Raw genomic sequence first — 19,143 nt, 5'->3', positions numbered from 1 at the left:
GGTTCAGTCCTCCAGGACGGAGATGCCGGGAAGTTCCTTGCCCTCCAGGTATTCCAGCGACGCGCCGCCGCCGGTGGAGATGTGCGAGAAACCGTCGTCCGGCAGGCCCAGGGTGCGCACGGCCGCGGCCGAATCGCCACCGCCGACCACCGTGAACGCGCCCTTGCCGGTGGCCACCGCGATGGCCTCGGCGACGCCGCGGGTGCCCGCGGAGAACTTCTCGAACTCGAACACGCCCATCGGGCCGTTCCAGAACACCGTGCGGGCCTCGGTCAGCAGCGCGCCGAAGCGCGCGGTCGACTCGGGGCCGATGTCCAGGCCCATCCAGCCGTCCGGAATCTCGTTGGCCGAGACCACCTTCGACTCCGCGTCCGCCGCGAACTTGTCGGCGACCACGATGTCCCGGGGCAGGTGGATGACGTCGGCGTACTTGTCGAGCAGACCCTTGCAGGTGTCGATCATCTCTTCCTGCAGCAGCGAGCCGCCGACCGGAAGTCCCTGCGCCGCAAGGAAGGTGAAGCACATGCCGCCGCCGATGACGAGCGTGTCGACCTTCGGCGCGAGCGCCTCGATGACCGCCAGCTTGTCCGAGACCTTCGAGCCGCCGAGCACGACCGCGTACGGGCGCTCCGCGTTCTCGGTCAGCTTCTTCAGCACCTCGGTCTCGGCCGCGACCAGACCACCCGCGTAATGCGGGAGCACCTTGGCCACGTCGTAGACCGACGCCTGCTTGCGGTGCACGACACCGAAACCGTCGGAAACGAACGCACCGTCGTCACCGACCAGCTCGACCAGCGCGTTGGCGAGCTTGGCTCGCTGCGCGTCGTCCTTGCTGGTCTCGCGCGGATCGAAGCGGATGTTCTCGAGCAGCAGCACGTCACCGTCGGTGAGGCCCTCCGAACGCGCGAGCGCGTCCTGGCCCACCACGTCACCGGCGAGCTGGACGTTGCGGCCCAGTTCCTCGGCGAGACGCGCGGCGACCGGAGCGAGCGAGAGCTTCGGATCCGGCTCGCCCTTGGGGCGGCCCAGATGCGCCGTCACGACGACCTTGGCACCGGCTTCCGCGAGCGCCTTGATGGTCGGCGCGGACGCGATGATGCGGCCCGGGTCGGTGATGACACCGTTGTCGAGGGGGACGTTGAGGTCCGAGCGCACGAGCACGCCCCGGCCCTCGACACCCTCGTTCAGCAGATCCTGGAGTGTCTTGATCGCCATCGGTGTCAGAGCGACTTGCCGACGAGGCCGATGAGGTCGGCGAGGCGGTTGGAGTAGCCCCACTCGTTGTCGTACCAGGAAGCGATCTTGACCTGGTTGTCGATGACCTGGGTCAGCGGCGCGTCGTAGATCGAGGAGTGCGGGTCGGTCACGATGTCGGTGGAGACGATCGGATCGGTGTTGTACTTCAGGATGCCCTTGAGCGGTCCGTCGGCGGCGGCCTTCATGGCGGCGTTGATCTCGTCGACGGTCGCGGCCTTCTTCAGCACCACGGTCAGGTCGGTGAGCGAACCGGTCGGAACCGGCACGCGCAGCGCGTAACCGTTGAGCTTGCCGAGCAGCTCGGGCAGCACCAGGCCGATGGCCTTGGCCGCGCCGGTGCCGGTGGGCACGATGTTGAGGGCGGCGGCACGAGCGCGACGCAGGTCGCTGTGCGGGGCGTCCTGCAGGTTCTGGTCCTGGGTGTACGCGTGGACCGTGGTCATCAGACCGTGCTCGATGCCGAAGGAGTCGTTGAGCACCTTGGCGATCGGGCCCAGGCAGTTGGTGGTGCACGAGGCGTTCGAGATGATGTTCTGCGAACCGTCGTACTTGTCGTCGTTGACGCCCATCACGATCGTGATGTCCTCGCCCTTGGCGGGCGCGGAGATGATGACCTTCTTGGCGCCGGCGGCCAGGTGGCCCTTCGCCTTGGTCGCGTCGGTGAAGATACCGGTGGACTCGACGACCACGTCGACATTCAGCTCGGCCCACGGCAGGGCGGACGGGCCCTCCTTGATCGCGAGCGCCTTGATGCGCTGCTCACCGACGACGATGAAGTCACCGTCGACCGAGACGTCCTGCGGCAGACGACCCAGGATGGAGTCGTACTTCAGCAGCGTCGCCAGGGTCTTGATGTCGGTGAGGTCGTTCACCGCGACAATCTCGATGTCGGTGGTGCCGAGGGCCTTCAGCGCCTCTACGGCCCGGAAGAAGTTACGTCCGATGCGGCCGAAGCCGTTGATACCTACCCGGACAGTCACGTTATCGCTCCTCAGTTGTGTCGCGGAACTTATTCTGTTGCACCCTCACCCTAGACCGTCACGCGAACGTAACGGACGGACCCCTCTCACGGCCGCGCTGCGCGGTGTGAGCAGGTGGCACGACCCGTACGGAACGGTCTGCGGGGGTGTTTCGAAACACCGATGGCACCGCACCTTTTTCGAGGTGCGGCGCCATCAGTCGATTATGTCCGATTTTCGGACGGGATCACGCCTCTTCCAACAACTCCGCGGTGACGGCGGATTCGGTGTCCGGCACGCCGAGCTCCTTCGCCCGGCGGTCGGCCATCGACAGGAGGCGTCGAATGCGGCCCGCCACAGCGTCTTTCGTCATCGGCGGATCGGCCAGCTGGCCGAGCTCCTCCAGTGACGCCTGCCGGTGCTGCACGCGCAGTTTGCCGGCGGCGGCCAAATGATCAGGCACGTCGTCGGCCAATATCTCCAGGGCGCGCTCCACGCGGGCGGCGGCGGCGACCGCTGCCCGTGCCGAACGACGCAGGTTTGCGTCATCGAAATTCGCGAGCCGGTTCGCGGTGGCGCGGACTTCGCGGCGCATGCGCCGTTCCTCCCACGTCAACCGCGTGTCCTGGGCCCCCATGCGGGTGAGCAGCGCGCCGATGGCCTCGCCATCACGCACCACCACCCGATCGGTGCCGCGGACCTCGCGCGCCTTGGCCGAGATGCCCATGCGCCGGGCCGCGCCGACCAGAGCGAGAGCGGCCTCGGGTCCGGGGCAGCTCACCTCCAGCGCGGACGATCGGCCCGGCTCGGTGAGCGAGCCGTGCGCGAGAAACGCTCCGCGCCAAGCGGCTTCGGCATCACCGATGCTGCCGCCGACGACCTGTGCGGGCAAACCCCGCACGGGACGTCCGCGCACATCGAGCAACCCGGTCTGGCGCGCGAGCGCCTCGCCTTCCTTAGATACCCGAACTACGTACCGGGAGGTTTTGCGGAGCCCGCCCGCGCCCAGGACATGCACGTCGGAGCCGTATCCATACAGCTCGAAGATCTCGCGTCGCAGTCGGCGCGCGATGGAACCCATGTCCACCTCGGCCTCAACGATCACGCGACCACCGACGATGTGCAATCCACCGGCGAACCGCAGTAGCGCGGACAATTCGGCCTTGCGCGAACTCACCTGTGAAATGGTGAGTCGGCTCAGCTCGTCCTTCACTTCCGCTGTCATCGCCACGAGACGCGCTCCTTTCCACCCAACCCGGACCGCACACGTTGGCCCATATGCCGTCCTTCGACTCGAAGCCCTGCTGATTCCGGCCGAGGTTGCCGGATCACCTGATCCAGTGCGGCGGCAAGCTTTCCGGGGTGGTGCCGGTCTGTCCCGGCCTCGGCAACATCAGCGAAGGTTACTCGTGCTCGCAGCTGTTCGGCAGCTCTTGCTACATGTTCGCGTTCCCTACCCTCGGGTACGGAGCCGGAATCGACCAGAACATGGTCGACCGTGAAATCCGGTGCGTGCTGGGACAATACATGCAGGTGCCGCTCGGCGCTGAATCCGGCCGTTTCGCCCGGTTCGGCGGCGAGGTTGAGCACCAGTACCTTCCGAGCCCGCGTGTGCAACAAGGCTTCGTGCAAATCGGGCACGAGCACATGGGGTATCACGCTTGTGAACCAACTTCCCGGCCCCAGCACCACCACGTCGGCATGCTCGATCGCCGAGGTTGATTCGGGGCAGGCGGGTGGGTCGGATGGGATCAATCGGACCCGGCGTACTTTCCCGGGGGTCGTGGCCACCGCCACCTGACCCCGAATACACCGGCTGACCCGCGGATCTCCCTCCAGCCCGGCCACATCCGCCTCGATGGTCAGCGCGATCGGCGACATGGGCAGCACCCGGCCGGTCACCCGCAGGATCCGGCCCACCTCATCGAGCGCGGCGACCGGGTCGCCGAGTTCCTCGGTCAGGCCCGCCAGGATCAGGTTGCCCACCGAATGCCCGGCGAGCGCGCCGGTTCCGCCGAAGCGATGCTGGACCGTGCGGGCCCAGATGCCGTCCGATTCTTCTGCCAAGGCGGCTAACGCCATCCGGAGGTCACCGGGCGGCAGCATGCCGAGCTCGGCGCGCAGCCGGCCGGAGGAGCCGCCGTCGTCGGCGACCGTCACCACCGCCGTGATCTTGCGCGTCAGCCGCCGCACCGCGGTGAGCGTGGCGTACAGCCCGTGCCCACCGCCCAGCGCGACGATCGCCGGATTCGTTTCTCGCGCAGTCATTCCCGCCCCAAGTCCCGATGGACCACGCGAACCACGTCTTTCGATCCCGGGTTCGCGTCGGTCCCGAGTAGCTCACCCAGGGCCTCCGCTATCGCCACACTGCGGTGTTTACCGCCCGTGCAGCCCACTGCCACGGTCATGTATCGCTTCCCCTCTTGGCGGTAGCCCTCGGTGGTGAGATCTATGAGATGGCGTCCGGTGCCCAGATAGTCCTGGGCGCCCGGCCGCGACAGCACATACTCACTGACCGGGGCATCCTGTCCGGTCTGTTCTCGGAGTTCCGGGACCCAATGCGGATTGGGCAGGAATCGCAAATCCAGAACCATATCGGCGTCCAGTGGTACTCCGTACTTGAAACCGAACGATTGGATAGTCAGCTGCAGAGCCGTGGTGCCGCCACCGCCGTACGCCTCCTCCAGCTTGCGGTGCAGCTGGTGAATGGACAGCGCGGTGGTATCGATGACCAGGTCCGCCGCGGTCTTCACCGAGGCGAGCCGGTGACGCTCCGCGGCGATGCCGGCGGTCAGGGTGCCATCGGCGCTCTCGCTCTGCAGTGGATGCCGCCGACGCGCGAATCCGTAACGTCGGATGAGCACATCATCGGAGGCTTCCAGGAACAGGATGCGCGTTCGCACCCCGCTCGCACGCAGTTGTTCGGTGACTGCCGACAAATTTCCGGTGAAGAAGCGGCTTCGCACATCCATCACCATGGCCAGCTTGCGAATCGGCGGGTCCGCACCCGCCCCCAGCTCGACCATGCGCCCGATGAGCTCGGGCGGAAGATTGTCGGCGACGTAGTAACCCAGATCCTCCAGCACCTTGGCGGCAGTACCGCGGCCGGCGCCGGATAAACCGGTGACGATAACGACTTCGACCGGAGCGTCGACCCCATCGGGAAGCGATGGTGCACGCCGGGCCGCTGTGGACTGTGGATCATCGATGTCGGCCGTACTGCTGCTTTCGACCGCACTATTGCTGGCTTCGACGCGCGTCATGTCCTACCGGGTTCGTTTTCTGGGCGTGTCCCTCGATCATCCTGCACCGGCTCCCGTTTGCGCGGCAGGCGCACGCGGGAGCCGAGATACAAGTGTGATTACTTCTTCCGACCTGCACAGTACGCGTGTCGCGAGTTTTACCCTCGGCGTGTCGGACAGGTTGGCGAGGGGTAGCTTACGCCTCTCGCCGACCTCGCGACGGGTGCCGGAATTATTCGGTGCCGAACGATTGCCCGGCCGGTTCCGGCGCCTCCGCGGCGGGCGCCGGCTCCGCGCCCGACGCGTTCTCGGTGCTCAGCGCCGCGAGCACGGCCTTCGCGGTGGCCATCCCGATCCCCGGAACCTCGGTGATTTGCTCGACCGTCGCCTGCTTCAGTTTGGCAACGGACCCAAAATGGGTGACCAGTGCGGTCTTCCGGGTCGCGCCCAGGCCCGGAACCGCGTCCAGCGCCGAGGCCGTCATGCGCCGCGAGCGTTTGCTGCGATGGAAGGTGATGGCGAAACGGTGCGCCTCGTCGCGCACCCGCTGCAGCAGATACAGCGATTCGCTGGTGCGCGGCATGATCACCGGATCCGGCTCGTTGGGCACCCAGACCTCTTCGAGTCGTTTGGCCAGGCCGATGACCGCCACGTCGGTGATGCCGAGTTCGTCCAGGACCTCGGCCGCGGCGTTGACCTGCGGCGCGCCGCCGTCGACCACGTAGAGGTTGGGCGGATAGGCGAACCTGCGCGGTTTGCCCGTCTTGGGGTCGATGCCCGGTAAGCCGGGATCCAGTGCGTCGGAATCGAATTCGAGCTCCGCGGCCTCGGCGGCGTCGAGATCGCGGCGCAGTTTGGCGAAGCGGCGGCGGGTGACCTCGGCGATGCTGCCGACGTCGTCGGAGCGGCCGTCCCCGGCGGCCTCCTTGATGCTGTAGTGCCGGTACTCGGACTTGCGCGGCAGGCCGTCCTCGAACACGACGAGCGAGGCGACCACGTCGGTGCCCTGCACGTGGCTGATGTCGACGCATTCGATGCGCAGCGGCGCGCTGTCCAGGTCGAGCGCATCCTGGATGCCCTGCAGCGCCACCGAGCGCGCGGTCAGATCGCCGGCCCGCTTGAGCTTGTGCTGGGCCAGGGACTCCTTGGCGTTGCGCTGCACGGTCTCGGCCAGCGCCTTCTTGTCCCCGCGCTGGGGCACCCGCAGCTGCACGGCCGAACCGCGCAGGTCCGAGAGCCACTGCTGGACCTGTTCGGCGTCGTTGGGCAGGGCCGGGACCAGCACCTCGCGCGGCACGACCGCGCCGGGCTGCTCGTCGCCGGTTTGTTCGGCCTGGTTGGTCTGCTCTCCGTAGAACTGGGTGAGGAACTGCTCGACCAGGGCGGGCAACTCGCCGCCGGTGTCCACCGCGTCGATGGCGTCGCCGGACTTGTCGACCACCCAGCCGCGCTGGCCGCGTACCCGGCCGTTGCGCACGTGGAAGATCTGCACCGCGACCTCGAGCTCGTCGATGGCGAAGTCGACCACGTCCGCGTCGGTGCCGGTACCCAGCACGACGGCCTGCTTCTCCAGGGCCCGCCGCAGCGCGGCGACATCGTCGCGCAGCCGGGCGGCGGTCTCGAAGTCCAGGTCCTCGGCGGCGGCGACCATGCGCTTCTCGAGCTCTTTGACGAGACGATCGGTCTTGCCGGAGAGGAAGTCGCAGAAGTCCTCGACGATCCGGCGGTGTTCGCCCGCGGTGACCCGCCCGACGCACGGCGCGGAACATTTGTCGATGTAGCCGAGCAGACAGGGACGCCCGATCTGGTTGTGCCGCTTGAACACTCCGGCCGAGCACGTGCGCACCGGGAAGACCCGCAGCAGCAGATCGAGGGTCTCGCGAATGGCCCAGGCGTGTGCGTACGGGCCGAAGTACCGCACGCCCTTCTTGCGCGGACCGCGGTACACGAAGACCCGGGGGTACTCCTCGTTCAGGCTGACCGCCAGCACGGGGTACGACTTGTCGTCGCGGTAGCGCACGTTGAAGCGCGGATCGAATTCCTTGATCCAGTTGTACTCCAGCTGCAGCGCCTCGACCTCGGTGGACACCACCGTCCACTCGACACTGGACGCGGTCGTCACCATCTGCCGGGTGCGCGGATGCAGGGAGGAGACGTCGGCGAAATACGAGTTCAGCCTGCTGCGCAGACTTTTCGCCTTGCCGACGTAGATGACCCGCCCGTGGACGTCCCGGAACTTGTAGACGCCGGGTTCAACGGGAATGGTCCCCGGCGCGGGCCGGTACGTCGCGGGATCTGCCACGCCCCCAGGTTAACGAGGCCCTCCGACACCGACGCCGGGGCTGCCTCCCGCCCGCGGGCGGAGGTCTCTGCGCGGGCGTACGCGACGGCGTCGCGGGCTCGGCGCACCCCGGGCGCTCCGGCGACGCGACACCGGCGAAGGAAAGCGCCACGCCGGGCGATTCATCCGGAACGTCCGCGGCACCGAAGGTATCCGCAAGATCACCGAAACGATGGGAGCAGCATCATGATCCGCCTTCGCCGCAGCCGCCGGTCCCTCGCGATCAGCGCCGCCTCCAGCCTGGCCGCCGCGATTCTCGTGGCCGTGTCCGGACCCGCGTCCGCCGCCGAGAACGCCGCGTCGGCGCCGGTCGTGCGGGCGGAATTCACGGTGCGCACCGCACAGGCGGCCACCTGCGACGGCGCGCCGAGCGCCGGGTTCACGATCGCCTGACCGCGCCCGCGGGATTCGGCCGAACACGGTGGTCAGCCGTCCCGTGGCGCGCCACGCCGAGCGACGCATCCGCCGAGCCTGCGGCATCGAAGAACCCCGCGAGGTCAGTATTGGACGACCTGTCACAGGACGACCTGTCCGAATTCGAGGGGAGCAGCATTGATGATCAGTCTCCGCCCGCACAACCGGTTCCCGGCTGTCGCCGCCGCGCTGGGTCTCGGCGCCGCCGCACTGGTCGGCCCGGCCCTGGCCGTGGTGACCGCCCCGTCCGCGCGGGCGAACCCGCAGCCCTGCCGGATCGATCGCGGGGTGGACACCGCCACCTTCACCTGCCCCGACGACGGCAACTGGTACGCCGCGGTCGTGCGCTGCGCGGGCAGCCGCCAGGTGGGACACGGGGCCCAGTCCCCCACCTACATCGTGGGCGACGCGGTGCGCCCGCTGGTGCCGACCACGATCGAATGCAACGGCGCGGGCAAGACCGGCGTGGTCCTCGAGACCTGGACCGACGGCCCGTTCTGAGCCGGGCCCGCTGACACAACGCTGAAAACACCTGGGCGCTGCGGACTTTCGGAGCGCCTTCGCGGTGCCGGGGGCCGCGCGGCACTCGGCATCGCTTTGACGCGCAGGAACAGCGCCCCGGGGCGGCCACGGTGGACCCCCCGCGGGGTCACCATGCGGCGAAGCGACCGGGGGGTCAGGCGCGCACGCGGGTATCGGGTTCGAGGGCACGGGCCGCGCGCACCTCGCGGTCCAGGGCCGCGGCCAGATCGCCGCGGTCGCCCACCTCGACGGTGTCGAGTTCGAGCCAGTCCGCCATCTCCCGCAGCGCGCCGGCCAGCTCGGCGGCCACGCGGGCGGTGTCACGGCCGGGCTCGGCGAACGCGCCGGGCACCCGCAGGCGTCCGGTGGCGCGGTCCGCGCGCAGGTCCACCCGGCCCACGAGTTCGCCGTCGAGCAGGAACGGGAAGACGTAATACCCGTGTACGCGTTTGGGTTCGGGGGTGTAGATCTCGATGCGGTAGTGGAAGTCGAAGAGGCGCTCGGTGCGGTCGCGGAAGAAGATCAGCGGATCGAACGGGCACAGCAGCGCCGCGCCCGTGATCCGGCGGGGCGTGCGGGCATCGGCGTGCAGGTACGCGGGCTTGTCCCAGCCCTGCACCCGGACCTGGCGCAGCTCCCCCGACTCGAGCAGATCCGCGATGGCGGGTTCGGTCTGTTTGCGGTTGAGCCGGTAGTAGTCGCGCAGGTCGGTCTCGGTGCCGATCCCGTGCGCGACGGCCGCGCGCCGCACCAGTTCCCGGATGGCGTCCGGCTCGTCGACCTCGCGCGCCGCCACCTCCGGCGGGAGCACGCGTTCGGTGAGGTCGTAGTAGCGCTGGAAACCGACCCGCTTCGCGACCGAGAGCTCACCCGAGGCGAACAGCTGCTCGCAGACGACCTTGGTCTCGCTGTAGTTCCAGCCCCAGTGATCCTTGGATCGGGGCCGGTCCAGTTCCAGGTGGCGTTCCACCGCGCCCGCGGTGCTCGGCCCGAACTCGCGCAGCACACCGATCACATCGTCGATCAGGGCCGAATCCCGTTCGCCCGCCGACAATCCCGCCCAGCGGCCGTTGCGGTACTTCTCCATGCGCCAGCGCATGAGCGGCCAGTCAGGCACCGGCAGCAGCGCGGCCTCGTGCGCCCAGTACTCCACGAACTGCCGCGGGCGGCGGGCGCTGTGACTCCAGGCGAGGTCGTCCAGCAGCGTGCGATCGTAGGCCCCGATGCGGCTGAACAGCGGCGCGTAGTGCGCGCGCACCACCGCGGCCACCGAATCGAGCTGCAGCAGTTTGGTGCTGTCGAGCGCTTTGAGCACCGTGCGCCGGGTGGGCGGGGTACTCGGGCGAGCGGCGGCGAAGCCCTGGGCGGCCAGGGCGATACGACGCGCCGTCGCGACGGTCAGCGTGGGCGCTCCCTCGAGCGAAATCGGCACACTCGCACAATGCCATGCCCCACCGACACCCAAACTCGATACACTCATGTATCGAACTTCGACAGAACCAGGAAACAGGGATGATCGAGAATCCGGATGTCATCGTCGTCGGCGCCGGTCTGGCCGGCCTCGTCGCCACCCACGAGCTGGTCAAGGCCGGTAAGCGGGTGCTGATCGTGGATCAGGAGAACCGCGCGAACCTCGGTGGGCAGGCGTTCTGGTCGCTGGGCGGGCTGTTCTTCGTGGACAGTCCGGAGCAGCGCCGCCTCGGCGTGAAGGACTCCCTCGAACTCGCCATGCAGGACTGGCTCGGCTCGGCCGGCTTCGACCGCGACGACGAGGACCACTGGGCCCGGCAGTGGGCGCGCGCCTACGTCGAGTTCGCCGCCGGCGAGAAGCGTCAGTACCTGCACGATCTCGGTCTGCGGGTGACCCCGCTGGTGGGCTGGGCCGAACGCGGCGGCGATACCGCGGACGGACACGGCAATTCGGTGCCGCGCTTCCACCTCACCTGGGGCACCGGCCCCGAGGTGGTGCGCGTGTTCCTGGAGCCGGTGCTGGCCGCCGAACAGCGCGGGCAGGTCGGCTTCGCGTTCCGGCACCGGGTGGACGAGCTGGTGCTGTCCGGCGACGCGGTGACCGGCGTGCGCGGCAGCGTGCTCGAGCCGTCCGAGGCCGAGCGCGGGGTGGCTTCGTCCCGGGATGTGGTGGGCGACTTCGAGATCGGCGCCCGGGCGGTCATCGTGACCTCCGGCGGCATCGGCCACAATCACGAGCTGATCCGGCGCAACTGGCCGGTGGATCGCCTGGGCCCGTGCCCCGAGCACATGATCTCCGGCGTCCCCGCGCACGTGGACGGGCGCATGCTCGGCATCACCGAGGCCGCGGGCGGGCGCATCGTGAACCGGGATCGCATGTGGCACTACACCGAAGGCATCCACAACTGGGATCCGATCTGGCCCGATCACGCCATCCGGATCATTCCGGGACCGTCGTCGCTGTGGTTCGACGCGAACGGCAAACGCATGGTCGCACCGTGTTTCCCGGGTTTCGACACCAATTCCACGATGAAAGCGATTCTTTCGACCGGATACGACTATTCGTGGTTCATTCTCGACCAGTCGATCATCGAGAAGGAATTCGCGCTCTCGGGTTCGGAACAGAATCCCGATATCACCGGCAAGGATTTGAAACTCACGCTCAAGAGCCGGGTGGCCAAGGGCGCACCGGGTCCGGTCGAGGCCTTCAAGAAGCACGGCTCGGATTTCGTGGTCGCCGATAACCTGGCGGATCTGGTGGCGGGCATGAACAAGATCTCGCGCGGCCCGCACCTGGATTTGGCCGACATCGAGCGGCAGATCGTGGCGCGCGATCGCGACGCCGAGCACAAGTTCAGCAAGGACGCGCAGCTCATGGCGATCGGCAACGCGCGCCGCTACCTCGGGGACAAGCTCGGCCGGGTCGCCACCCCGCACAAGATCCTGGATCCTGCGCACGGCCCGCTCATCGCGGTGCGCCTGAACATCCTGACCCGAAAGACCCTGGGCGGCTTGCAGACCAACCTGGATTCGCAGGTCATGCGCCCCGACGGCTCGGCGTTCCCGGGCCTGTACGCCGCGGGCGAGGTCGCCGGCTTCGGCGGCGGCGGCGTCCACGGCTACAACGCACTGGAAGGCACCTTCCTCGGCGGCTGCATCTTCTCCGGCCGCGCGGCCGGCAAGGCGCTGGGCCGGACGCTGAAGTAACGAAAGTCGCTCCGCCGCCCGGTTATTCGTCCGGGCGGCGGTGACGACCGAGCTCGCGGGTTCGGGGTGACTCCCGGGGTACCCCCGACATCGGCCCGGCGCCCGACCGGCGGCACGAGAAGGGGACGGTCAGCGGCTCTCGGCTGTGCCCTGAACATCCGGGGAGACGGCACAGAACCAGCGGTAGCAGTCCTTGCGGAGCAGCAGCGCGAGCACGACGCCGGAAGCCATCACGCCCAGCAGGATCGTGAAAGGCCCCACCCCCGTGGGCATGTCCGCCGAGACCAGGCGGAAGACGCCCAGAAACGCTTGCAGGCTGGCCAAACCCAGCGTGCCCACCCAGACCCACGGTGAGCGCAGGCCGAAAAGCAGTGCCGCGCCGCCGGTTACCCAGGCGGCGAAGAAATGCCCGGCGCTGCCCAGGACCGATTCGAAGCCGCTGCTCAGCGCCACCAGGCCGTGCACCAGCGCCAAACCCGCTGCGACATAGGCCGCGTACTGGGTTTCCCGCACCTTCGCGGGCAGCGCGATCTCGGAACCATCACGACGAAGAACACGAACAATGCTGGTGAAACGCTCCGAAACCGAAGCCGGAACACCGTTTCCCGCAGCTGCCGGCGAGATGTCCATCTCATCGACCACAGCCGTATGCGTACTCACAGCACTCCTCGTCGAGTAACCCCTGATTGCGCGCCCCCTGCGAACGCACAGAGCCTGACGCTAACCAAACGTTCGGATACTCGACAATCGAGTTCGGCAAGTTATGACCATGGCCACAGCGCATAGCGCGAGGGGTTCAAACGTGATCTCGAACACATAACGGCCGCACACGATTTGCGTGTGCGGCCGTTGTAAGCGCAGGTCTCCCGGCAATTCTCCAGTGTACCGCCGGAAGCCGAAAACTACTTGTCGTCCATGGGAATCGGCGGAATCACCGGAAACTCCCCGGTGTATCCGGCCCGCTCGGCGGCGATGGCCAGCACCCGCTTCTCGGCGAATTTCCACCCGATCAGCAAGGCGGGCACGATGATCAGCAGGCTCGAGACCGTCCAGGTGCCGACCGGGCGGTCGAACGCCATGAGCACCAGCACCACGAACAGGAACACCAGCGTGGCGATGCCGGTGTAGGGCGCGCCGATCATGCGGAAGGCCGGGCGCTCGGCCCGCCCGTCGCGCGACCAGTACCAGAGCTTGAGCTGGCACAGCACGATCGTGGCCCAGGAGGCCAGGATGCCCAGGGAGGCCACGTTCAGCACGATCTCGAACGCCTCGTCCGGCACGATGTAGTTCAGCCAGATCCCGGCCAGCGCGATGACGCTGGTCAGCAGGATGCCGCCGTAGGGCACACCGGCTTTGGACATCCGCGAGGTGAACTTGGGCGCGCTGCCGTTCATGGCCATCGAGCGCAGGATGCGGCCGGTGGAGTAGAGCCCGGCGTTGAGACTGGACAGGGCGGCGGTGAGCACCACGAAGTTCATGATCGAACCCATGTGCGCGACACCGACTTTGCTGAAGAAGGTGACGAACGGGCTCTCGCCGGCCTTGTAGTCGACGTACGGCAGCAGCAGTGCCAGCAGTACGATAGACCCGCAGTAGAACACCGCGATGCGCACGATGACCGAGTTGATGGCGCGCGGCATGATCTTGGCCGGATTCTCGGTCTCACCGGCGGCGATGCCGACCATTTCGACCGCGGCGTAGGCGAAGATGACGCCCGAGGTGACCGTGATCAGGGGCAGCACGCCGGTCGGGAACCAGCCGCCCGCGTCGCTCACCATGCCGAGCCCGGTCGGCTGCCCGTCGACGTCGAACCGACCGGCCAGGAAGATCGTGCCGACCACCAGGAAGGTCACGAGCGCGGCCACCTTGATCATGGCGGCCCAGAATTCCATCTCGCCGAACCATTTCACCGACACCAGATTCACACCGAGCACGATGACGAGCGCGCCCAGCGCCAGAATCCATTGCGCCACCGGCTCGAACGGACCCCAGTAGTGCAGATAGGTGGCAACCGCGGTGGTGTCCACGATGCCGGTCATGGACCAGTTCAGGAAGTACATCCAGCCGGCGACGAATGCCGCTTTCTCCCCGAAGAATTCACGCGCGTAGGAGACGAACGACCCCGAGGAGGGGCGGTGCAATACCAATTCGCCGAGCGCGCGCAGAATGAAGAACACGAAGATGCCGCAGATGAGATACACCAGGAACAGCGACGGTCCGGCGTCGCGCAGGCGACCGCCCGCGCCCAGGAACAGGCCGGTGCCGATGGCGCCGCCGATGGCGATCATCTGCAACTGCCGAGGCTTGAGGGCCTTGTGATAGCCGCTGTCCTCAGCTGTGAGGTTGGTGGCCTTCGTCCGGATCTCGGTCATTCGCCGGTTAACCCTCCGCAATCGTGTATTGAGGCGGTCCGAGAGTACCCCGCGATTTGCCGTGGATCACATCGCCGCTCCGAGCTGGGTAACAGCCAAAGGTTATAACCGGACATAACCAGCGGAAATGCGGTCGATTAGCAATAGCCGAAACGATGCCAGAACGGTGTCTATCACCCACATTGGCGGTATCCGGACATCCCTGGCACCGGCTGGCTCAAACCCCGACCCCGACCGCTGTCCGGCGCTAGAGTCCGACCATGAAGCGCGTGCGACGGAATCTCTGGAGCGGCGCGAGTGCCGCGGTCCTGCTGCTCCTGGGTATGGCGACCGCATGCTCGTCCGGGCAGGACGAGGCGCAGTCCTGTACGACCGCGCCCAACGGCGTGCCGATCAGCGTGCGCGCGAGCGCCACCGGCGGGCCGACCACCACCAATCTGAGCCTGCGGCCCGAGATCGCCAGCGGCTATCGCACCGGCATGAAACCGGTGCGCACCAACACTTTCGCGGTCTCCACCGCCAATCCGATCGCCACCGAGGCGGCCTGCCGGGTGCTGCGCGACGGCGGCACCGCCGCGGACGCGCTCATCGTCGCGCAGACCGTGCTGGGCCTGGTCGAGCCGCAGGCGTCCGGCATCGGCGGCGGCGCGTTCCTGCTGTACTACGACGCGACCTCCAAGGCACTCGAAGCCTACGACGGGCGCGAGACCGCCCCGGCCGCGGCGACCCCGGACTATCTGCGCTGGATCAGCGACGCCGATCGCACTGTGCCGCAACCGAACGCGCGGGCCAGCGGGCGGTCGATCGGCGTGCCCGGGGTGCTGCGCCTGCTGGAGGCCGCGCATCGCGAGCACGGCAAACAGGGCTGGGGCGAGCTCTTCGGACCGGCCGTGGCGCTAGCGGACCAGGGCTTCCAGATCAGTCCGCGGCTCGCGGGCCAGATCGCCGAATCCGCAACCGATCTCGCGCGCGACGAGAACGCGCGGGCCTATTTCCTGCAGCCCGACGGCACCGCCAAGACCGAGGGCGCCACCCTCACCAACCCGGCCTACGGCAAGACCCTGGCCGCGCTGGCGGTGGACGGCGCGAACGCCTTCTACACCGGGGCGGTGGCCGAGGACATCGTCGAGGCCGTGGCCGACACCTCCGGCGGGCGGACGCCGGGATCGGTGTCCCTGGCGGATCTTTCCTCCTATCAGGTGAAGAAGCGGACAGTGCTGTGCGCGCCGTATCGCACGCACGAGGTGTGCGGCATGCCGAATCCGTCGTCCGGCGGGATCACCGTGGCCGCGACGCTCGGCATCCTGTCGAACTTCGATCTGGGCTCGATGCGCCCTTCGAGCACCGACGGCGACAACGACGCCGCGCGCAACGGCGGTAAGCCCACCGCCGAGGCCGTGCACCTGATCTCCGAGGCCGAACGCCTGGCCTACGCCGATCGCGACAAATACATCGCCGACTCGGATTTCATTCCGCTGCCCGGCAATTCACCGCAGACGCTGCTGGATCCGACCTACCTGAAGCAGCGCGCGGCCCTCATCGACCCCACCCGCAGCATGGGCGCCGCGCAACCGGGCGACTTCGGACCCGTGCCACTCGGTGTGGGGCCGCAGCCGCCCGAGCACGGCACCAGCCACATCTCCATCATCGATCAGTACGGCAACGCCGCGGCGATGACGACGACGGTGGAATCGGCCTTCGGCTCCTTCCACCTGGTGGACGGCTTCGTGCTGAACAATCAGCTCACCGACTTCGCCGCCGATCCGCTCGGGAAAGACGGTGTGCCCGTGGCCAATCGGCTCGATCCGGGCAAGCGCCCGCGCAGTTCGATGAGCCCCACCCTGGTCTTCGACCGCGCCGCCGACGGCTCGCGCGGCGCCCTCACGCACGTCACCGGCTCCCCCGGCGGTTCGGTGATCATCCAGTTCGTGGTGAAAACCCTGGTGGGCATGCTCGATTGGGGCCTGGACCCGCAGCAGGCGGTCTCCGCGGTCTCCTTCGGCGCGGCCAACTCCCCCGTCACGAACGTGGGCGGCGAGCATCCGGCCGTCGATCCGGCGAACAACGGTGACAACGATCCGCTGGTCCAGCGCCTGCGCCAACTGGGCCACCAGGTGTCGGTGGCTCCGCAGTCCAGCGGCCTCTCGGCCGTGGTCCGCGACGGCGACGACCTGATCGGCGGCGCGGACCCCCGTCGCGAGGGAGCCGTGCTCGGCGACACCCGCTGACACCTACGTCCGGCGCGAGCGGTACCCCGGGAACGGCGACACCCGCCACCGATCGGTGGCGGGTGTCGTGGTCCGTTGTGGCCGGTCGATCACCGCACCGGGAGCGCTGAGCCCTCAGCCCTGATTCTCGCCCGTGTACTTCGCGCCCAGTTCGCGGAAGCGGTCCATGGCGTCGGCGGCCAGCAGTTTGTCGTTGGTGCGGATGGCCAGCAGGGGCACGTACTCGTCGTGCACGAGTTCCAGACGCGCCCAGGACTTCTTGTCCGGGAAGGACAGGCCGCGGATGTCGGGCCAGGCGAACTCGTTCTCGCCGAAGATGTTGCGCACCTCCACACCCCGGCGCCCCACCCGCACGCGCGGGCGGGTGAGCAGCAGCACCGCGCCACCGAGGATGAAGCCGAAGACCGCGAGGCCGATCTGATCCGAGACCTGGAAGGTCACGCCCGTCGAGCCGCGGCGCAGGAACACGCCCATCACCGTGAAGAACACCGCCAGGAACACCGCGACGATCCACGCGGTGCGCACCGAACGATGCGGGCGCACAACGAGATCCCAGTCGCCGTCCGGCGACTGCGCGCTCGGGGCAGGGGCCGATCCGGGAGACTGCGACCGGGTTCCGGCGGCGCCGCTCACCGCGGTCGCACCGGCGTCGGCCGCGCCCCCGCCCGGTGCGGGCTCCGATTCCGCGGCCGCGGTGGTCGATGACTTCGGCTCTGACGCAGGCACTTCGGCCGCACCATCCTTCGATTGCGCGGCGGGCTCGCGGGGCGGCTCGTCCGAACCGCCGTCGCGCTTCCAGATCCGGACGACAGGCATTGCTCAGACGGTCTGACGCAGGTCGCGCAGCGTCAGCGCGGCGTCCAGCGCCGCCGCGGACGCCTGCTCGCCCTTGTTCTCGACGGAACCGGGCAGGCCGGCGCGGTCCAGGGCCTGCTGTTCGGTGTTGACCGTGAGCACGCCGTTGGTGACCGGGGTGCCCTCGTCCAGCGAGACGCGGGTCAGCCCGGCGGTGACCGAATCGCACACGTACTCGAAATGCGGTGTCCCGCCCCGGATCACGACGCCCAGCGCGACGACCGCGTCATGGGTGCGGGCCAGCGCCTGCGCGACGACCGGCAGTTCCATCGCGCCGGCGACCCGGACGATGGTGATGTCGGAGACACCGGCCGCGCGCGCGGTCTGCTCGGCGTTGGCGACGAGCGCGTCGCAGATGGTGGTGTGCCAGCGCGACGCGACGATGCCAAGCTTGAGATCCTTGGCATCCGCGAGCTCGAACGACGGTACGCCCGTGCCGCTCATCGATTTCCGCCCTTCTCGATCATCGTGTGTGGAGGAACTGCAGACTCAGTTGGCGGTCTCGCCCAGGTCGAGATCGTCCAGGCCCACCAGGTCGTGGCCCATCCGGTCCCGCTTGGTGCGCAGATAATGCAGATTGTGCGAATTCGCACGGACCGGCATTTGCACCCGCTCGGTAATACTGAGCCCGTAGCCCTCGATTCCGGCGCGCTTGTCCGGATTATTGGTCAGCAGGCGCATCGAGGAGATGCCCAGATCGACCAGGATCTGCGCGCCGGTGCCGTAGTCGCGCGCGTCGGCGGGCTGGCCGATGGCCAGGTTCGCGTCGTAGGTGTCCAGGTCCTGTTCGTCCTGCACCTGGTAGGCCTGCAGCTTGTGCATGAGGCCGATGCCGCGGCCCTCGTGCCCGCGCATGTACAGCACGACGCCGCGGCCTTCGTCGGCCACCAGTTGCATCGCCGCGTTCAGCTGCGGACCGCAGTCGCAGCGCAGCGAACCGAAGACGTCGCCGGTCAGGCATTCGGAGTGCACGCGCACCAGCACGTTCTCGCCCTTGCCGTCCGCGCCCGCGATATCGCCCATGACCAGGGCGACATGCTCGGACTCGTCGTATTCGCTCTCGTAGCCGATCGCCTTGAAGTCACCGAAATCGGTGGGGATGCGGGCCTCGGCAACGCGGCGCACGTGCTTCTCGTTCTTGCGCCGCCAGGCGATCATGTCGGCGATGCAGATGAGCGCCAGGTCGTGCTCGTCGGCGAAGACGCGCAGCTCCTCGGTGCGCGCCATGTCGCCTTCGTTCTTCTGGCTCACGATCTCGCAGATGACGCCGGCGGGGCTGAGCCCGGCCATGCGCGAGAGGTCCACCGCGGCCTCGGTGTGGCCCGCGCGGCGCAGGACGCCACCGTCCTTGGCGCGCAAGGGAACCACGTGCCCCGGGCGGGTCAGGTCGTCGGACTTGGCCTGCGGATCGGCGAGCACACGCATGGTGGCGGCGCGATCGGCGGCCGAGATGCCGGTGGTGATGCCGACCCGGGCATCCACCGAGACGGTGTACGCGGTGCCGTGCTTGTCCTGATTGACGGCGTACATGGGCGGCAGGCCCAGCCGGTCGCAGTCCTCGCCGGTGAGCGGTACGCAGATGTAACCGGAGGTGTAGCGGATCATGAAGGCCACCAGTTCGGGGGTTGCCTTCTCCGCCGCGAAGATGAGGTCGCCCTCGTTCTCCCGGCCCTCGTCGTCGACGACGACAACGGCCTTACCGGCGGCGATGTCGGCGACTGCGCGCTCGATGGTGTCGAACCTGGTCACGTCTGTTGTGCTCCATCTCGATTAGGT

The 19,143-nt window shown here is 68.2% G+C and carries 16 protein-coding genes; 4 read left to right on the top strand and 12 right to left on the bottom strand.

What is annotated here, in order from left to right; all coding sequences use genetic code 11:
• Window positions 1-3: 3 nt before the first annotated feature.
• From ABZ319_RS12120 to uvrC, 6 genes are all read right to left on the bottom strand, one after another.
• On the bottom strand, window positions 4-1,215 hold the full coding sequence (locus ABZ319_RS12120; protein WP_354986400.1) for a phosphoglycerate kinase: 1,212 nt from the start codon (window positions 1,213-1,215) through the stop codon (window positions 4-6).
• A gap of 5 nt (window positions 1,216-1,220) precedes the next feature.
• Complete coding sequence (gap, locus tag ABZ319_RS12115; RefSeq protein WP_354986399.1) at window positions 1,221-2,237, bottom strand: type I glyceraldehyde-3-phosphate dehydrogenase; 1,017 nt, start codon at window positions 2,235-2,237, stop codon at window positions 1,221-1,223.
• A 226-nt stretch (window positions 2,238-2,463) separates the two neighbouring features.
• Window positions 2,464-3,441, bottom strand: a complete 978-nt coding sequence (gene whiA, locus ABZ319_RS12110) for a DNA-binding protein WhiA (protein ID WP_354986398.1) — start codon at window positions 3,439-3,441, stop codon at window positions 2,464-2,466.
• Entirely contained in the window at window positions 3,438-4,484 is a 1,047-nt protein-coding gene (yvcK, locus tag ABZ319_RS12105) for a uridine diphosphate-N-acetylglucosamine-binding protein YvcK (RefSeq protein WP_354986397.1), read from the bottom strand. Before yvcK ends, whiA begins: the two co-directional genes overlap by 4 nt.
• Window positions 4,481-5,479, bottom strand: coding sequence for an RNase adapter RapZ (gene rapZ / locus ABZ319_RS12100; RefSeq protein WP_354986396.1), 999 nt, complete (start codon window positions 5,477-5,479; stop codon window positions 4,481-4,483). The genes yvcK and rapZ overlap by 4 nt, the downstream gene beginning before the upstream one ends.
• Before the next feature lie 211 nt (window positions 5,480-5,690).
• Window positions 5,691-7,760: an excinuclease ABC subunit UvrC gene (gene uvrC, locus ABZ319_RS12095; protein WP_354986395.1), complete on the bottom strand. Its 2,070-nt coding sequence runs from the start codon at window positions 7,758-7,760 to the stop codon at window positions 5,691-5,693.
• 225 nt (window positions 7,761-7,985) lie between these two features.
• On the opposite strand from uvrC, the gene ABZ319_RS12090 reads away from it, so the two are divergent.
• Window positions 7,986-8,192, top strand: a complete 207-nt coding sequence (locus ABZ319_RS12090) for a hypothetical protein (protein WP_354986394.1) — start codon at window positions 7,986-7,988, stop codon at window positions 8,190-8,192.
• A gap of 162 nt (window positions 8,193-8,354) precedes the next feature.
• Window positions 8,355-8,714 (top strand): hypothetical protein, encoded by a 360-nt coding sequence (locus tag ABZ319_RS12085; RefSeq protein ID WP_354986393.1) that lies wholly within the window; start codon window positions 8,355-8,357, stop codon window positions 8,712-8,714.
• A 175-nt stretch (window positions 8,715-8,889) separates the two neighbouring features.
• Here the strand turns inward: ABZ319_RS12085 and ABZ319_RS12080 are convergent, their stop codons facing one another.
• Complete coding sequence (locus ABZ319_RS12080) at window positions 8,890-10,167, bottom strand: crosslink repair DNA glycosylase YcaQ family protein (protein ID WP_354986392.1); 1,278 nt, start codon at window positions 10,165-10,167, stop codon at window positions 8,890-8,892.
• Between the two features lie 80 nt (window positions 10,168-10,247).
• Here ABZ319_RS12080 and ABZ319_RS12075 point away from each other — a divergent pair, with 80 nt between their 5' ends.
• Complete coding sequence (locus ABZ319_RS12075; RefSeq protein WP_354986391.1) at window positions 10,248-11,912, top strand: FAD-binding dehydrogenase; 1,665 nt, start codon at window positions 10,248-10,250, stop codon at window positions 11,910-11,912.
• A gap of 129 nt (window positions 11,913-12,041) precedes the next feature.
• On the opposite strand, the gene ABZ319_RS12070 is transcribed toward ABZ319_RS12075, so the two are convergent.
• Entirely contained in the window at window positions 12,042-12,572 is a 531-nt protein-coding gene (locus tag ABZ319_RS12070) for a hypothetical protein (RefSeq protein WP_354986390.1), read from the bottom strand.
• A gap of 242 nt (window positions 12,573-12,814) precedes the next feature.
• The gene (locus ABZ319_RS12065) at window positions 12,815-14,284 is read right to left on the bottom strand and encodes an amino acid permease (RefSeq protein WP_354986389.1); all 1,470 of its coding nucleotides are present in this window, start codon (window positions 14,282-14,284) and stop codon (window positions 12,815-12,817) included.
• 260 nt (window positions 14,285-14,544) lie between these two features.
• Here ABZ319_RS12065 and ABZ319_RS12060 point away from each other — a divergent pair, with 260 nt between their 5' ends.
• Window positions 14,545-16,512 (top strand): gamma-glutamyltransferase family protein, encoded by a 1,968-nt coding sequence (locus ABZ319_RS12060; RefSeq protein WP_354986388.1) that lies wholly within the window; start codon window positions 14,545-14,547, stop codon window positions 16,510-16,512.
• Between the two features lie 114 nt (window positions 16,513-16,626).
• Here ABZ319_RS12060 and ABZ319_RS12055 read toward each other — a convergent pair whose 3' ends face one another.
• From ABZ319_RS12055 to ABZ319_RS12045, 3 genes are read right to left on the bottom strand one after another with little or no spacing between them, the layout of a single operon-like run.
• The gene (locus tag ABZ319_RS12055) at window positions 16,627-17,328 is read right to left on the bottom strand and encodes a PH domain-containing protein (RefSeq protein WP_354986387.1); all 702 of its coding nucleotides are present in this window, start codon (window positions 17,326-17,328) and stop codon (window positions 16,627-16,629) included.
• 3 nt (window positions 17,329-17,331) lie between these two features.
• Window positions 17,332-17,811 (bottom strand): 6,7-dimethyl-8-ribityllumazine synthase, encoded by a 480-nt coding sequence (gene ribH / locus ABZ319_RS12050; RefSeq protein WP_354986386.1) that lies wholly within the window; start codon window positions 17,809-17,811, stop codon window positions 17,332-17,334.
• A 45-nt stretch (window positions 17,812-17,856) separates the two neighbouring features.
• Window positions 17,857-19,116: a bifunctional 3,4-dihydroxy-2-butanone-4-phosphate synthase/GTP cyclohydrolase II gene (locus ABZ319_RS12045; protein WP_354986385.1), complete on the bottom strand. Its 1,260-nt coding sequence runs from the start codon at window positions 19,114-19,116 to the stop codon at window positions 17,857-17,859.
• Window positions 19,117-19,143 lie beyond the last annotated feature (27 nt).

Source organism: Nocardia sp. NPDC005978, from assembly GCF_040614455.1.
In the GTDB taxonomy this organism is placed as follows: Bacteria; Actinomycetota; Actinomycetes; order Mycobacteriales; family Mycobacteriaceae; genus Nocardia.
Note: the sequence above shows the minus strand (reverse complement) of the source record. Positions and strands in the feature narration are given on the sequence as shown.

Coding starts and splice junctions, on each gene's coding strand:
- ABZ319_RS12065 (WP_354986389.1), bottom strand. CDS start 14,284: ATGACCGAGATCCGGACGAAGGCCACCAACCTCACAGCTGAGGACAGC.
- ABZ319_RS12055 (WP_354986387.1), bottom strand. CDS start 17,328: ATGCCTGTCGTCCGGATCTGGAAGCGCGACGGCGGTTCGGACGAGCCG.
- ABZ319_RS12075 (WP_354986391.1), top strand. CDS start 10,248: ATGATCGAGAATCCGGATGTCATCGTCGTCGGCGCCGGTCTGGCCGGC.
- yvcK (WP_354986397.1), bottom strand. CDS start 4,484: ATGACTGCGCGAGAAACGAATCCGGCGATCGTCGCGCTGGGCGGTGGG.
- ABZ319_RS12060 (WP_354986388.1), top strand. CDS start 14,545: ATGAAGCGCGTGCGACGGAATCTCTGGAGCGGCGCGAGTGCCGCGGTC.
- ABZ319_RS12090 (WP_354986394.1), top strand. CDS start 7,986: ATGATCCGCCTTCGCCGCAGCCGCCGGTCCCTCGCGATCAGCGCCGCC.
- rapZ (WP_354986396.1), bottom strand. CDS start 5,479: ATGACGCGCGTCGAAGCCAGCAATAGTGCGGTCGAAAGCAGCAGTACG.
- ABZ319_RS12085 (WP_354986393.1), top strand. CDS start 8,355: ATGATCAGTCTCCGCCCGCACAACCGGTTCCCGGCTGTCGCCGCCGCG.
- ABZ319_RS12120 (WP_354986400.1), bottom strand. CDS start 1,215: ATGGCGATCAAGACACTCCAGGATCTGCTGAACGAGGGTGTCGAGGGC.
- ribH (WP_354986386.1), bottom strand. CDS start 17,811: ATGAGCGGCACGGGCGTACCGTCGTTCGAGCTCGCGGATGCCAAGGAT.
- whiA (WP_354986398.1), bottom strand. CDS start 3,441: ATGACAGCGGAAGTGAAGGACGAGCTGAGCCGACTCACCATTTCACAG.